We start from the raw sequence: 12,713 nt of genomic DNA, 5'->3' as shown, positions 1-12,713 counted from the left end.
CCCCAGACTCCACGAAACACGACACGAGGAGAGACCAGATGCCCGACGGTCAGACGCGCCACACCGGACCTTCCCTTGCCCCGTTCGATTGGGCGGATCCCTTCCACCTGCAGAGCCAGCTAACGGAAGAAGAACGCATGGTCGCCGAAAGTGCGGCCACTTTCGCGCAAGACAAGCTGCTACCGCGCGTGACCGACGCTTATCTGGAAGAACATGTCACGCCCGAGGTCTTTGCAGAGATGGGCGAAATGGGCCTGCTCGGCACCACAATCCCGGAGGAATATGGCGGCCTCGGCGCGGGCTATGTCACCTACGGCCTCGTCGCGCGTGAGGTTGAGCGTGTCGACAGCGGCTATCGCTCGATGATGTCGGTGCAGAGCTCGCTCGTGATGTATCCGATCCATGCCTATGGGTCCGAGGAACAGCGCCAGAAATACCTGCCTGGCCTCGCTGCGGGCACAAAAATCGGCTGTTTCGGCCTGACAGAACCCGATGCGGGCTCCGATCCCGCGGGCATGAAGACGAATGCCAAGAAGACTAATGGCGGCTACGTCATCAACGGCGCCAAGATGTGGATCTCCAACTCTCCCATCGCCGATGTCTTCGTTGTCTGGGCCAAGTCCGAAGCCCATGGCGGCAAGATCCGTGGGTTCATCCTTGAGAAGGGCATGACAGGCCTCTCCGCCCCCAAGATCGGCGGCAAACTCTCCCTCCGCGCCTCCGTCACGGGCGAAATCGTGATGGACAATGTCGAGGTTGGCGACGATGCGCTTCTGCCCGGCGTCGAGGGCCTGAAAGGTCCGTTTGGCTGCCTCAACCGCGCGCGCTACGGCATCGCCTGGGGCACCATGGGCGCGGCTGAGGATTGCTGGCACCGCGCCCGCCAATACGGCCTCGACCGCACGCAATTCGGCCGCCCGCTGGCGCAAACCCAGCTTTTCCAAAAGAAACTCGCCGACATGCAGACCGAAATCACCCTCGGCCTCCAAGCCGCCCTGCGTGTGGGCCGCCTGATGGATGACGGCGCCGCGGCCCCGGAAATGATTTCCCTCATCAAACGAAACAATTGCGGCAAGGCTCTGGATATCGCGCGTCAGGCCCGCGACATGCATGGCGGTAACGGGATCATGGCCGAATACCATGTCATGCGGCACGCCCAGAACCTGGAGACGGTCAACACCTATGAAGGCACGCATGATGTCCACGCCCTGATCCTTGGGCGCGCACAAACTGGCCTGCAGGCCTTTTTCTGAGGACGAATTGACACGCATCAAGGCGCTTAACCTGCGCCTTGATTATCCTTCTTCGAAAGCAAACGAAGGAGGAAAGCAGATGTCAGACCCGAAATTCGAAATCACCCGCGAAGGCCCAAACAGCCTGCGCATAGCCATTGCAGGCCAGATCGACGCGGCCCTGATGGAGGTCGCGCTGCAGCAGATGTCGACCGAGATGGAGGGCATGGCCCATGGCGATGTCCTGATCATCGACGAGGGCGCGGAATGGCCGACCGTGGGCGCCATCGGGGTCGAGCTGCGGCATTGGCCGCAGATGATGGCCATGCTCCACCAACTCGACCGCGCGGCGCTGGTCAGCCATAACGCCTTCTTCCGCAACGCGGCTGCGATCGAATCCGCGTTGATCCCCGGCTATGAGATCCGCAGCTTCAACGACGAAGCCAGTGCGCGCGAATGGCTGAACAAGGCCCCTGCAACAGCCTAGCGCGCCTCCGGGGCGCTCGGCTGCGGTGGGTTGGGCTTCGGCGGATTTGGCACCGGCGCTTTTGGTGCGGCGGCCACGGCATCCCCCTCAGTGATTTTGTCAGCCGCAACTGGCTTGGCGTCCGCCTCGGCTGGCACCACCGCTTCCTCATCCGCCTCCGGTGCTGGCAAAGCCAGCGCCTCATCTGCAAATTGCTCCGGCTCCTCCAACTCGATCCGCCCAGTTGCAGGGTCCAACGTTACCTTTGGCTTTGTGGGCAAGCTGTCGATCAACGCGTTCAGGTCCGTCGTCAGCCGCTTGAACTGCTCCCGATCCGTCTCCGGTACAGCCTCTTCGGAAACTTTCTTTCCACCAAACAGGAACTTGAACATCTCTTACCTCAATGTTGATCGTTTCCATCTGCCTACCCCATGCGGCAGCGCAGCAAAACCCAGATGGGGCGGGGAATAATGATCGGCAAGGCCCTGCTTGGCATTACCCGTCCAAGCAGGCACAAAGGCCTTCAAACCGGGAGGGGCCCATGAAGATCGCGACCTTCAACATCAATGGCGTCAAGGCACGGATCGCCGCGCTCAGCGATTGGCTGGACGCCGCGCAACCTGACGTCGCGCTCTTGCAGGAGATCAAATCGGTGGATGAAGGCTTCCCGCGCGAGCTCTTTGAGGACAAAGGCTATAACGTCGAAACCCACGGTCAAAAGGGCTTCAATGGCGTGGCGATCCTGTCGAAACTGCCGCTGGAAGACGTGAGCCGCGGCCTGCCCGGCGATGACAGCGACGAACAGGCCCGCTGGATCGAGGCCACCGTCATGGGCGACACCCATCCCGTTCGCCTCTGCGGCCTCTACCTGCCCAACGGCAACCCCGTGCCGGGCCCGAAATACGACTACAAACTGGCCTGGATGGAGCGGCTCCATGCCCATGCCGCCGATATGATGGCGCAGGAAATCCCCTTCGTCATGGCAGGCGATTACAACATTATCCCACAGGACGAAGACGCGGCCCGCCCGGAGGTCTGGCAGGAAGATGCGCTTGCCCGCCCGGAAAGCCGCGCCGCCTTTCGCCGCCTCCTGAGCCTCGGCCTGACCGAAGCCTTCCGCGCCCGCAACCAGGCGCCGGGCCTCTATTCCTTCTGGGATTATCAGGCCGGCGCATGGGACCGAAACGACGGCATCCGCATCGACCATCACCTGCTCAGCCCGGAAGCGGCAGACCTGCTTCAGGATTGCTGGATCGAAAAGGACGTGCGCGGCCGCGAAAAGCCGTCGGACCACGTCCCGGTCTGGATCGACCTCGCCGCATAATGCGCGTTACGGGACGGCGGGAGGGGCGATGGCGTCAGCCGAGCGTCTGCCGCGCGGCCCCTACAATCCGTTCAACGGCACCTTCAGAACCGGGCGCCCGTCGCCATCTGTTGGAATATCGCCTGCGCGCATATTCACCTGAAGCGAGGGGATGATCAGTTTGGGCATGGCCAACGTCGCATCCCGCTCTTCGCGCACCCGGATGAACTCTTCACGCGACGTGCCACCGGCAAGGTGAATGTTGCGCTCCCGCTCTTCGGCCACAGTCGTCTCCCACGCAATCGCACGTCCTCCGGGCCCGTAATCATGGCAGATGAACAGCCGCATCTCGTCCGGCAGGCTCAGAACCTTCTGGATCGAGTCGTACAATTCCCCAGCATCGCCACCTGGGAAATCGCACCGGGCCGAGCCTCCGTCGGGCATGAACAGCGTGTCGCCAACAAAGGCCGCATCCCCTGCAACGTGGACCATGCACGCAGGCGTATGGCCGGGTGTGGCCATCGCAAAACAGGTCATGCCGCCAACCTCGTACGTGTCGCCATCCTTGAACAGCGCATCAAATTGCGATCCGTCGCGTTGGAACTCCGTGCCCTCGTTGAAGACCTTCCCAAAGACCTCCTGCACTTGCGTGATCTTCTCGCCGATCCCAATCTTGCCGCCCAGTTTCTCCTGCAGGTAGGGCGCCGCTGACAGGTGATCTGCATGGACATGGGTTTCGATCAGCCATTCGACCTCCAAGCCGTTCTCTTGCACGAACGCGATGATCTCATCGGCGCTGTCATAGCTGATCCGTCCCGCCGCATAGTCGATATCCAGAACCGTATCGATCACTGCACAGGCCGGGCTATCGGGGTCCTGCACCACGTAAGAGATCGTATTGGTCGCCTCGTCGAAGAACCCCGTCACTTTCGGATGCACGTTCATGTCAACCGGATAAGCCATTCTCTCACCTCCTCAAGCAGACGCGCGGCGTGCCAACAGGCCAGGCCCCAAACGTGCGACAAGGATACCCGCCACAAGCGCCCCCGTGAAGAGCCACACCGACGCATCAAATGCGCCCAGGACTGGCAGGGCACCTCCGGGGCAGAACCCGGCAATCCCCCAGCCCACGCCGAACGTGGTGGCACCCAGCACCAATCGCCGGTCGATCTGCTTGGCAACCGGCAAATGGAAATTCACGTCAAACAGGGGCCGCGCACGTGGGACGGCCACGCGGTAGCCCACCAGGGTTACGGCCAGGGCGCCGCCCATCACAAAGATCAGGCTTGGGTCCCATGTGCCCGCGATATCGAAGAAATTCACCACCTTGGCCGGGTTTCCCATGCCTGAGATGACGATGCCAAGGCCGAACAAGGCCCCGATCAGAAAGATCAAGATCAACCGCATGGCTCAGCCCCCCACCACATGGCGCACGACGTAGACGGTGGCGAAACACGCCACCATGAACACCCCCGTCGCCACGATGGAGCGGACGGAGAACCGTGCGATCCCGCACACCCCGTGGCCAGAGGTACAGCCACCGCCAAAGGTCACGCCAAGACCGACAAGAAAGCCGCCAACCAAAAGCATCGGCGTGCTGACTGGCACGGTGATTTCCGGCCAATCGCCTGTTCCAAGCAGATACAGCGCAGGCGCCGTGACCATGCCCGCAATCATCACCCAGCGCCAAAGCCCATCGTCGCGGTCCTCCGGCAACAGCGCGCCCGCCAAAATGCCGGTGGCCCCCATGACGCGGCCCGCCACGGCCATCAGCAACACCGCCGCCAACCCGATCATCGCACCGCCGGCCAGCGACGCCCAGGGCGTGAATTCCGTTTCCATGACATGTCCCTTCTTTGTCCCTTGCCGGATTTAATCACCATGCAGCCCATCGCCAAGCCCGCTGGACATTTCGAAATCCGTCCATACTCTTCCACCCATCAGCAACGACTGACGTGACTGACCCCAGACACGGGGACCAACCGGGAGAAGACAATGATGAACCGTTTCACCGCCTTCAGCGCGGCCCTTCTGGCCACGACTGCCCTGACGGCCACAACTTCGAATGCCGAGACCTTGCGATGGGCCCGCGCGGCCGAGGCCCTCACGCTCGATCCGCATTCCCAGAACGAGGGCCCGACCACGACCCTCATGCACCAGATTTATGAGCCGCTCGTCCTCAACGACATGACCGGTGCCATGGTCCCCACCCTTGCCACCTCGTGGGAGCCATCGGCCGACAACCCGAACGTCTGGGTCTTCCAGATCCGCGAAGGCGTGACATTCCACGGCGGCGAAACGTTTGATGCGTCGGACGTAGTATTCTCGCTAAACCGCGCGATGCAGGAGACGTCGAACTTCAAGGAACTCCTCTCCGGCGTCGTCGAAGTCCGCGCCACGGGCGACTACACGGTTGAGATCGAAACCGACGGCCCGAACCCGCTTTTGCCCAACAACCTGACCAACATCATGATGATGGATGAGGGCTGGACGACCGAAAATGGCTCCGAAAACGTGCAGGATTATGCAGGTGGTGAAGACACCTTCGCAGCCCGCAACGTCAACGGAACAGGGCCTTTCATCCTTGAAAGCCGCACGCCCGATACCGAAACCGTCCTGAACCGCAACGACGGCTATTGGGGCGCGGATGAATATCCGATGGACATCACCCAGATCGTCTTCACGCCGATCCAGAACCCCGCCACCCGTCTGGCCGCGTTCCTTGGTGGTGAAGTGGACTTCATCCAGGACGTGCCCGTCCAAGACCTTGAACGTGTGGAAGCCGCCGATGGCATCGGCCTGCTCTCCGGGCCCCAGAACCGCGTGATCTTCTTCGGAATGAACGTGGGCGACGACGACCTGACGCTTGATGATGTCGAGGGCGAAAACCCGCTCGCCAACCCGCTGGTGCGCCAGGCGATGAACATGGCCATCAACCGCGAAGCGATCCAACAGATCGTCATGCGCGGCCAGTCGGCCCCCGCCGGTGTTCTGTCGCCCCCGCCGGTCAACGGCTGGACGGCTGAGTTGGACGAATACCCCGCCTATGACATCGACGCTGCCCGCGCCCTGATGGCAGAGGCTGGCTATCCGGACGGCTTCACCATTCAGCTCGACTGTCCCAACGATCGCTACATCAACGACGAAGCGATCTGTCAGGCCGCCGTGGGCATGTTCGCGCAGCTCGGCATTACCGTGAACCTATCGGCCCTGCCGCGTGCGCAGCACTTCCCGCTGATCGCTAACCTGGAGACCGATTTCTACCTCCTCGGCTGGGGCGTTCCGACCTATGACGCGGAGTATATCTTTAACTTCCTCTATCACGGTCGCTCCGAAGGCCGTGGCTCGTGGAACGGCACGCGCTTCGACAATCCTGAGATGAACGAGATGATCGTCTCGCTGTCGTCCGAAACGGACCTCGACGTGCGCAACCAGACCATCGCGGACCTGTTTGCCATGTCCGAGGAAGAGCTGATCTATTTGCCGATCCATAACCAGGTCCTGAACTGGGGCATCTCGGATGCCTGGTCCTCGGAAGTGGATGCGGACGATCAGGTCCTGTTCAAGTATTTTGAGCTGAACTAAGGCGCACGCCTTACCCAAACAGAACGCCCGGCGATGCAAATCGCCGGGCTTTTTCTTTGCTCCCGCCGCCACACGTACGCCACGCGGGCTATACACCGCCCACAAAACGCACTAGGGCCACGGCTTCCCCGGCATTTGGTGATCCATGCAAGACTTTTCCGGCGTTCCAAAGACGCTCTCCACAGCGCTTGAAAAAGGGCTATACCGGCCTGACCCCTGTTCAAGAGGCGGTCTCGGACCCTGCCCTTTCGGGGATCGACCTGTTGGTCTCTGCGCAAACCGGGTCCGGCAAGACCGTGGGCTTCGGGCTTGCAATGGCGGGCGACATCCTCGACGGGGAAGGCCGCTTCGGTCCCGCCGCAACGCCGCTGGCGCTCGTCATCGCCCCCACGCGTGAACTCGCCATGCAGGTCCGCCGCGAATTCGACTGGCTCTATGCCGAAGCCGGGATCGTCACCGCCTCCGCCGTGGGCGGCATGGACACGCGCACCGAACGCCGCGCGCTGGAACGGGGCGCGCACGTGGTGGTTGCCACGCCGGGACGCCTGCGCGACCACGCCATGCGGGGTGTGATCGACCTATCCGACCTGCGCACCGTCGTGCTCGATGAAGCCGATGAAATGCTCGATATGGGCTTTGCCGAGGATCTGGAATTCATCCTCGATCAAACCCCCGCCGACCGGCGCACCTTGATGTTCTCGGCGACCGTGCCCCACGGCATCACGAAACTCGCCCAGACGCACCAGAAGGACAACGCGCAGCGCCTCAAGATCGGCAGCGCCGATACACAGCACACCGATATCGCCTATCGCGCCCTGGAAGTGGCCCCTTCCGATATCGAAAAGGCCATCATCAACCTTCTGCGCTATCACGAGGCGCAAACCGCCATCGTTTTCGCCAACACCCGCTCCATGGTGGCCCGCCTCAGCGCCAAGTTTTCCAATCGGGGCCTCTCCGTCGTTTCGCTGTCCGGTGAGCTTAGTCAGGCCGAACGCACCAACGCCCTGCAAGCGCTCCGTGACGGACGCGCGCGGGTCTGTGTGGCCACCGATGTGGCGGCTCGTGGCATCGACCTTCCGGGGTTGGAGCTGGTGATCCACGCCGATCTTCCGTCCAATTCCGAATCCCTTCTACACCGCTCAGGCCGCACAGGCCGCGCGGGCCGTAAAGGCACATCCGTCCTGATCGTCCCTTGCCGTCAACGCGCCAAGGCCCAACGCCTGCTCAAAGGCGGCAAACTTCAGGCCGAATGGGGCACGCCCCCTCCCCTGACGACATCCGCGCCCGTGACGAGGATCGCATCCTCGCCGATCCGGCGTGGAACGACACGCTCAGCGGTGAGGAACGCGCCTTTGCCGAGAAGCTTTTAAACCTCCACCAACCCGAACAAATCGCCGCCGCCTACCTGCGCCTTTACCGCGAGCGTCACTCCGCCCCTGAACTGCTCAGCGCGGTGCCCGCCCCCGGCGAGCGCCCCGCCCGCAAGGGCCGCGAACATGCCGACTTCGGGCCAAGCACGTGGTTTTCCCTGTCGCTTGGGCGCATGCATCGGGCCGAGCCGCGCTGGCTACTGCCAATGATCTGCCGCAACGCAGGCATCTCGAAGGACACCATCGGCGCAATTCGCGTCCAGTTTCAGGAAACCTTCATCGAAATCGCCAACGAGGCCATCCCAGCCATGACCCAGGAACTGGGCCCTGAGATGGTGATGGAGCAAGGCGCAAAGCTGACCCAATTGCCCGGCCTGCCGGATTTTGATGCCTCACCCAAAGGACCGCCCGCCGCCGCCCACATGCCCGCCGCGCCTGCGCCCGCACATAAGCCGCACAAAGGCAAACCCGCGAAGCCCGCTCAGACGTCCGATGGTGCGGACCAAACGGACAAGCCCGCGAAAAAGCCTCACAAACACAAAGGCAAGCCCTCGGCAAAACCCGCGGCTCAACCGGCCCGCGGCGAAAAGCCCGCGCATAGCAAGAGCCACAAGAAACCCAAGCCCGCGCACGGCAAATCCAAGCCACCGCAACCCAAAACCGACGGCCCCAAGCCCAAGCCTCATTCCACAACAGGCGACAAAAAGCGCCAAAAGCCCGACAACAGCGCGTCTGATCCGGGAAAGTCTCTGGGGGGCGCAAACAGCGCCACAAGTCAAAACACAAGACATCCGCAAAGGCCCAGAGTGGAGATGCGCGACCCTTCCGCAAACCCTCCAAGCGGGGCTGAGCATCTGTCGAACCGGCCCCGCTTGATCCATCTCAAGGCGCCCACGCCCTCGTTCTGCCAGACTCGTAAGCGCAGCCAATTGCGCGAACAGTCTGGAAAGGACACACCATGTTCAAGACCATCATCGCCCCCGTCGACGGCTCGGAACCGTCCAAACATGCGCTCGACAAGGCATGCGAATTGGCCAAAACACTCGGGGCCGAGCTGCACCTGGTCCATACACCACAGATCGACACAACCATGGTCGCCGTGGGCTATTCGGTTGTTGAACTGCCGTTGACCGCCGAAAAAATCGAAGAGGCTGGCAAAGCCGTCATGGAAGCCGCCTTGGCCCAGGCGACGGAGGCCGGGGTCACGCCTGCCAGCACCCACGTCATGGCTGGCGATCCGACTGAAACGATCCTGCGCATCGCCAAACTCAATGACGCGGACCTGATCGTCATGGGCCGCCGCGGGCTCGGCTCGGTGGCCAGCCTGTTCCTGGGATCGGTCAGCCAGAAAGTCGGCCATGGGGCGGAATGCTCGGTTCTGACCGTGCATTAAGCACATTCACAACGGATCGGGCCGCGTTGGCGCGCGCGGCCCAGTCAGGGCCCGAAATCCGGTGCCAATCGGCCCCGAATGCCTCCAGCCAGGCCTCCAACCGCTCCGTGAACCACGCCCGCCGCGCCGGGTCAGGGAAGTGGCGCGTGCCATCGTCGTGCCAGGGCGTTGCATGATCCAGCAGCAGGTAGGTCTTTTGCCCGCACCCGCGCGGTTTTGCGCCCGTGCCACCAACGCCTCGGGCACGGCACCTAACAGTGCCTCGGCCCAGACAAGCGTTTGGATAGCGTCGGTATCCTCAATCACCATCGGCCCACCGCGCATCGCCATGGCCGTGGCCAAGGCCGCATGGCCGTCCACGATGGCGGCAAAATCGTCCGCATCCCATGTCTGGCCATGCCGGAACAACGCATCGTAATCGCGCCCGTATTCCGGAACCGGGACGCCCCCTGGTCGCTTGCCAATGCCTCCGACAGCGTGGTTTTCCCGGTGCTCTCGGCCCCCAGAAGAACCACACGCCGCTGGAAAAAGCTTCGGACAGGGGATGGTACATGGCCCCAATGGGCCGACGGGTCGGCGCGGATTGCACTGGCCGACACCGGCACGACCCGCCGCTCTGGGTCCACCGGAAACGGCCGCGCCCCGACTTCGGCGGCAAGGCGATGCACATAGGCCTCCGACCCGAAGACCCAATCGATGGGCTCTGGGTGATGCTCGGCAATCGCGGCCCGCCAGATCGGCCAGAAGTCGGGATGATCCTCGGGCGCTTGCGGGATGTCGCGGTGCATATGCACCACTCGGTAGCCCGGCGCAGTCAGGCAAGCGCGCATCCAATCCGCCCGCAAAAACCCGTCGATGGGCTCGGAGGGGGTCGAGCAGACAAGCACTGTCATCACATCGCACCGCGCGCGCCCGACCTCGGCGCAATGCAAATGGCCTGCATGGGGTGGCATGAACTTCCCCAAAAGAAAGCCGCGCGTGGTCATGCGGTTGCGCGGGCGGCACGGCGCCACTGGATCAGCCCCGTGATCGCCAGACCCAGGAAAACCACGTAAAGCGCCGCCGTCGGCTCCAACCCGCGGGTGTAGAACAGGCCAATGGCCAACACATCGACCGCAATCCACAGATACCAGCTTTGCAGGTGGCGACGCGACAACAGGAACTGCGCCGTCACACTCAACGCCGCGACCGCCGCATCCCAATAGGGGGCCGCCGCGTCCGTATAGGCAGACATCAGGCTTGCCACGATCAGCCAGACCAATGCCGTGGCCAGCAGATACCCGGCAAAAGCCCCCGCCCCCAATGGCGCCACAACAATGCGCCCATCCGGCGCGCGGCCCTTGAGCCAGTAGTAAAGCCCATAGATCTGGATCACGAAGAAATAGATCTGCAACAACGCGTCGCTATAAAGACGATATTCCCAGAAGATGAAGAAATACAGCGTCACAACCGCAAACCCGAACGGGTAATTCCAGATCGACCGGCGGATGATCAGGCTGACATTCAGGATGCCGCAGGCCACGGCGATCCACTCGACTGGTCGGCTGCCGACCATTCCCCAGAAAAACTCCAGCATGTCCCTGCCTCACCCTCAAGACCCTTGCCCGCATAGAGCGTAGGCGACCGCGCAATTGCAACCCGGGACAGCCGATCACGCGTTCGTGACAATGCCCCCCTCGTGCTATGCTCGCGGTTGGGTCACGTTTGGCCATACGCGGCGGACCGGGTCGCACGCACACCAACTCTGGGGAGAGATTTCATGAATCGCCTAATGACCGCCAGTCTTCTGGCGCTGGCCACCGCCCTGCCCGCGCAGGCCGAGACCTTTCGGTGGGCCGCCACCACTGACCCGCAAACCATGGACCCGCATGCCGTGTCCTCTGCGCCGGTTCTGGGCTTTCTGAACAATGTCTACGAAGGTCTCGTGCGCCGTGGCCGCGACATGTCCATCGAAGGCGCGCTGGCCGAAAGCTGGGAGCCGCTGCCCGACGGCGCAGGCTGGCGCTTCAACCTGCGCGAAGGTGTGACCTTCCATGGCGGCGAAGCGTTCACCGCCGAAGATGTGCTGTTCAGCTATCAGCGTGCCAGTTCCGAGGACAGCGATGTCGCCAGCTGGTTCTCCCCGTCTCCGACGTGGTGGTGGTGGATGACTTCACCGTCGATATCCTGACGTCCTCGCCGCAGCCGATCTTTCCCGACAGTATCGCCAACTGGATGATGATGGACAGCGGTTGGGCGGCCGAGAATGGCGCCGAACGCCCTGCACGAGATGCCGAAAACTACGCCACCCGTAATGTGAACGGCACAGGTGCCTTCATGCTGCAATCCCGCCAGCCCGATCTGGAAACCGTGCTGGTCCCGTTCGACGGCTGGTGGGGTGAGGTCGAGCATAACGTGACCGAGGCCGTCTTCACGCCAATCCAGAACTCCGCCACCGCCGTCGCGGCCCTTCTGGCAGGTGACATTGACCTGATCGACCCTGTGCCCGTGCAAGACGCCGCGCGCGTGAACGACGCCGATGGCGTCTACGTGCTCGACGGAATTGAGGCCCGCGTCATCATGTTGGGCTTCGCCCATGACCACGAAACCCTGCTGAATGGCGACCCGAACATCTTCGCCGATGTCCGCGTCCGCCAGGCCGTTGCGCACGCCGTGAACGTGCCCGCCATCCTGCAAGCGATCATGGGCGGCGTCGCGGAAGAGGCCAGCCAACTGGTCTCCCCCGCCATGCGCGGCTATTCGGAGGCGCTCTCAGAGCGACCCGCTTACGATCCGGACCTCGCTCGGTCGCTGATTGCCGAGGCCGGGGCCGAGGGCGCAAATTTCACCCTGTCGTGCCCCAATGACCGCTACCTGAATGATGAGGCCGTCTGTCAGGCCATCGTGGCGATGCTGGCGCAAGTGGGTCTCAACGCCACGCTCGACGCGATGCCGGTCTCCAACTACTGGCCGCAGCTGCGCGAGGATAATTTCGACATGTACCTGCTGGGTTGGTCGCCCGGCACGTTTGACGCCGAGCATCCGATCCGATTCCTCGTCCACACCAATGGTGAGCGCTTGGGAACCTGGAACTTCGGCGGCTATTCCAACCCCCGCATTGATGAACTTCTGCCCCTGATCCAGTCGGAAATCGACGACAGCGCCCGTCAGGCGATGTTGGATGAGGCCGCACAGATCATTCAGGACGATGCCGTCTACAACACGATGTACGTCCAGCCTCTGCTCTGGGGTGTGCGCGACGGGATCGAGCTGACCCAGCGCCCTGACAACTTCTTCATCCTGCGTTGGGTGACGGTCGGCGCCGAGAATTGAGTGGTTTCGCCCCGGCCCTGGGCCGGGGCGACCAATGCGAGGGGGATACCCC

Annotated in this window: 14 protein-coding genes and 1 pseudogene; 8 read left to right on the top strand and 7 right to left on the bottom strand. The window is 62.7% G+C overall.

Annotated elements, in window-relative coordinates; all coding sequences use genetic code 11:
- The first annotated feature begins 38 nt into the window (after positions 1-38).
- On the top strand, positions 39-1,253 hold the full coding sequence (locus ACZ1HK_RS21995; protein WP_472630491.1) for an acyl-CoA dehydrogenase: 1,215 nt from the start codon (positions 39-41) through the stop codon (positions 1,251-1,253).
- Between the two features lie 79 nt (positions 1,254-1,332).
- A complete protein-coding gene (locus ACZ1HK_RS21990) occupies positions 1,333-1,719 on the top strand; it encodes a SpoIIAA family protein (protein ID WP_472630490.1) in 387 nt (128 codons plus the stop codon).
- On the opposite strand, the gene ACZ1HK_RS21985 is transcribed toward ACZ1HK_RS21990, so the two are convergent.
- Positions 1,716-2,090 (bottom strand): hypothetical protein, encoded by a 375-nt coding sequence (locus ACZ1HK_RS21985; protein ID WP_472630489.1) that lies wholly within the window; start codon positions 2,088-2,090, stop codon positions 1,716-1,718. The two genes, ACZ1HK_RS21990 and ACZ1HK_RS21985, sit on opposite strands and share 4 nt — an antisense overlap.
- A gap of 149 nt (positions 2,091-2,239) precedes the next feature.
- Here ACZ1HK_RS21985 and xth point away from each other — a divergent pair, with 149 nt between their 5' ends.
- On the top strand, positions 2,240-3,022 hold the full coding sequence (xth, locus tag ACZ1HK_RS21980) for an exodeoxyribonuclease III (RefSeq protein ID WP_472630488.1): 783 nt from the start codon (positions 2,240-2,242) through the stop codon (positions 3,020-3,022).
- 60 nt (positions 3,023-3,082) lie between these two features.
- Here xth and ACZ1HK_RS21975 read toward each other — a convergent pair whose 3' ends face one another.
- Genes ACZ1HK_RS21975 through ACZ1HK_RS21965 form a run of 3 tightly spaced genes read right to left on the bottom strand, consistent with a single transcriptional unit; the run spans position 3,083 to position 4,843 of the window.
- A complete protein-coding gene (locus ACZ1HK_RS21975; protein ID WP_472630487.1) occupies positions 3,083-3,964 on the bottom strand; it encodes an MBL fold metallo-hydrolase in 882 nt (293 codons plus the stop codon).
- Between the two features lie 12 nt (positions 3,965-3,976).
- On the bottom strand, positions 3,977-4,408 hold the full coding sequence (locus tag ACZ1HK_RS21970; protein ID WP_472630486.1) for a DUF6691 family protein: 432 nt from the start codon (positions 4,406-4,408) through the stop codon (positions 3,977-3,979).
- Between the two features lie 3 nt (positions 4,409-4,411).
- Positions 4,412-4,843, bottom strand: a complete 432-nt coding sequence (locus ACZ1HK_RS21965) for a YeeE/YedE family protein (RefSeq protein WP_472630485.1) — start codon at positions 4,841-4,843, stop codon at positions 4,412-4,414.
- Between the two features lie 153 nt (positions 4,844-4,996).
- On the opposite strand from ACZ1HK_RS21965, the gene ACZ1HK_RS21960 reads away from it, so the two are divergent.
- The 3 genes and pseudogenes from ACZ1HK_RS21960 (at position 4,997) to ACZ1HK_RS21950 (ending at position 9,349) form a co-directional block, all read left to right on the top strand.
- Positions 4,997-6,586 carry an ABC transporter substrate-binding protein gene (locus tag ACZ1HK_RS21960; RefSeq protein ID WP_472630484.1) on the top strand — a complete coding sequence of 530 codons (1,590 nt, stop codon included), beginning with the start codon at positions 4,997-4,999 and terminating at the stop codon, positions 6,584-6,586.
- 145 nt (positions 6,587-6,731) lie between these two features.
- Positions 6,732-8,258: pseudogene (locus ACZ1HK_RS21955) on the top strand (DEAD/DEAH box helicase); the annotation flags it as partial.
- Between the two features lie 656 nt (positions 8,259-8,914).
- Complete coding sequence (locus ACZ1HK_RS21950) at positions 8,915-9,349, top strand: universal stress protein (RefSeq protein WP_472630483.1); 435 nt, start codon at positions 8,915-8,917, stop codon at positions 9,347-9,349.
- On the opposite strand, the gene ACZ1HK_RS21945 is transcribed toward ACZ1HK_RS21950, so the two are convergent.
- The 3 genes from ACZ1HK_RS21945 to pnuC all read right to left on the bottom strand — a co-directional run bounded on the left by ACZ1HK_RS21945 (position 9,297) and on the right by pnuC (position 10,925).
- A complete protein-coding gene (locus ACZ1HK_RS21945; RefSeq protein ID WP_472630914.1) occupies positions 9,297-9,530 on the bottom strand; it encodes a hypothetical protein in 234 nt (77 codons plus the stop codon). The two genes, ACZ1HK_RS21950 and ACZ1HK_RS21945, sit on opposite strands and share 53 nt — an antisense overlap.
- A gap of 121 nt (positions 9,531-9,651) precedes the next feature.
- Positions 9,652-10,335, bottom strand: a complete 684-nt coding sequence (locus ACZ1HK_RS21940) for a hypothetical protein (RefSeq protein ID WP_472630482.1) — start codon at positions 10,333-10,335, stop codon at positions 9,652-9,654.
- Complete coding sequence (pnuC, locus tag ACZ1HK_RS21935; protein WP_472630481.1) at positions 10,332-10,925, bottom strand: nicotinamide riboside transporter PnuC; 594 nt, start codon at positions 10,923-10,925, stop codon at positions 10,332-10,334. The genes ACZ1HK_RS21940 and pnuC overlap by 4 nt, the downstream gene beginning before the upstream one ends.
- Before the next feature lie 195 nt (positions 10,926-11,120).
- On the opposite strand from pnuC, the gene ACZ1HK_RS21930 reads away from it, so the two are divergent.
- Both ACZ1HK_RS21930 and ACZ1HK_RS21925 read left to right on the top strand, forming a co-directional pair.
- Positions 11,121-11,519 (top strand): ABC transporter substrate-binding protein, encoded by a 399-nt coding sequence (locus ACZ1HK_RS21930; protein ID WP_472630480.1) that lies wholly within the window; start codon positions 11,121-11,123, stop codon positions 11,517-11,519.
- On the top strand, positions 11,492-12,661 hold the full coding sequence (locus ACZ1HK_RS21925) for an ABC transporter substrate-binding protein (RefSeq protein WP_472630479.1): 1,170 nt from the start codon (positions 11,492-11,494) through the stop codon (positions 12,659-12,661). The genes ACZ1HK_RS21930 and ACZ1HK_RS21925 overlap by 28 nt, the downstream gene beginning before the upstream one ends.
- Positions 12,662-12,713 lie beyond the last annotated feature (52 nt).

The organism is Gymnodinialimonas sp. JB5-7 (assembly GCF_055693405.1).
The sequence above is the reverse complement of the archived record's forward strand: the minus strand, read 5'-3'. Positions and strand labels throughout refer to the sequence as shown.

Excerpts from the sequence above, each read along its gene's own strand:
- ACZ1HK_RS21995 (WP_472630491.1), top strand. The coding sequence starts at position 39 with ATGCCCGACGGTCAGACGCGCCACACCGGACCTTCCCTTGCCCCGTTC.
- ACZ1HK_RS21990 (WP_472630490.1), top strand. The coding sequence starts at position 1,333 with ATGTCAGACCCGAAATTCGAAATCACCCGCGAAGGCCCAAACAGCCTG.
- ACZ1HK_RS21985 (WP_472630489.1), bottom strand. The coding sequence starts at position 2,090 with ATGTTCAAGTTCCTGTTTGGTGGAAAGAAAGTTTCCGAAGAGGCTGTA.
- xth (WP_472630488.1), top strand. The coding sequence starts at position 2,240 with ATGAAGATCGCGACCTTCAACATCAATGGCGTCAAGGCACGGATCGCC.
- ACZ1HK_RS21975 (WP_472630487.1), bottom strand. The coding sequence starts at position 3,964 with ATGGCTTATCCGGTTGACATGAACGTGCATCCGAAAGTGACGGGGTTC.
- ACZ1HK_RS21970 (WP_472630486.1), bottom strand. The coding sequence starts at position 4,408 with ATGCGGTTGATCTTGATCTTTCTGATCGGGGCCTTGTTCGGCCTTGGC.
- ACZ1HK_RS21965 (WP_472630485.1), bottom strand. The coding sequence starts at position 4,843 with ATGGAAACGGAATTCACGCCCTGGGCGTCGCTGGCCGGCGGTGCGATG.
- ACZ1HK_RS21960 (WP_472630484.1), top strand. The coding sequence starts at position 4,997 with ATGATGAACCGTTTCACCGCCTTCAGCGCGGCCCTTCTGGCCACGACT.
- ACZ1HK_RS21950 (WP_472630483.1), top strand. The coding sequence starts at position 8,915 with ATGTTCAAGACCATCATCGCCCCCGTCGACGGCTCGGAACCGTCCAAA.
- ACZ1HK_RS21940 (WP_472630482.1), bottom strand. The coding sequence starts at position 10,335 with ATGACCACGCGCGGCTTTCTTTTGGGGAAGTTCATGCCACCCCATGCA.
- pnuC (WP_472630481.1), bottom strand. The coding sequence starts at position 10,925 with ATGCTGGAGTTTTTCTGGGGAATGGTCGGCAGCCGACCAGTCGAGTGG.
- ACZ1HK_RS21930 (WP_472630480.1), top strand. The coding sequence starts at position 11,121 with ATGACCGCCAGTCTTCTGGCGCTGGCCACCGCCCTGCCCGCGCAGGCC.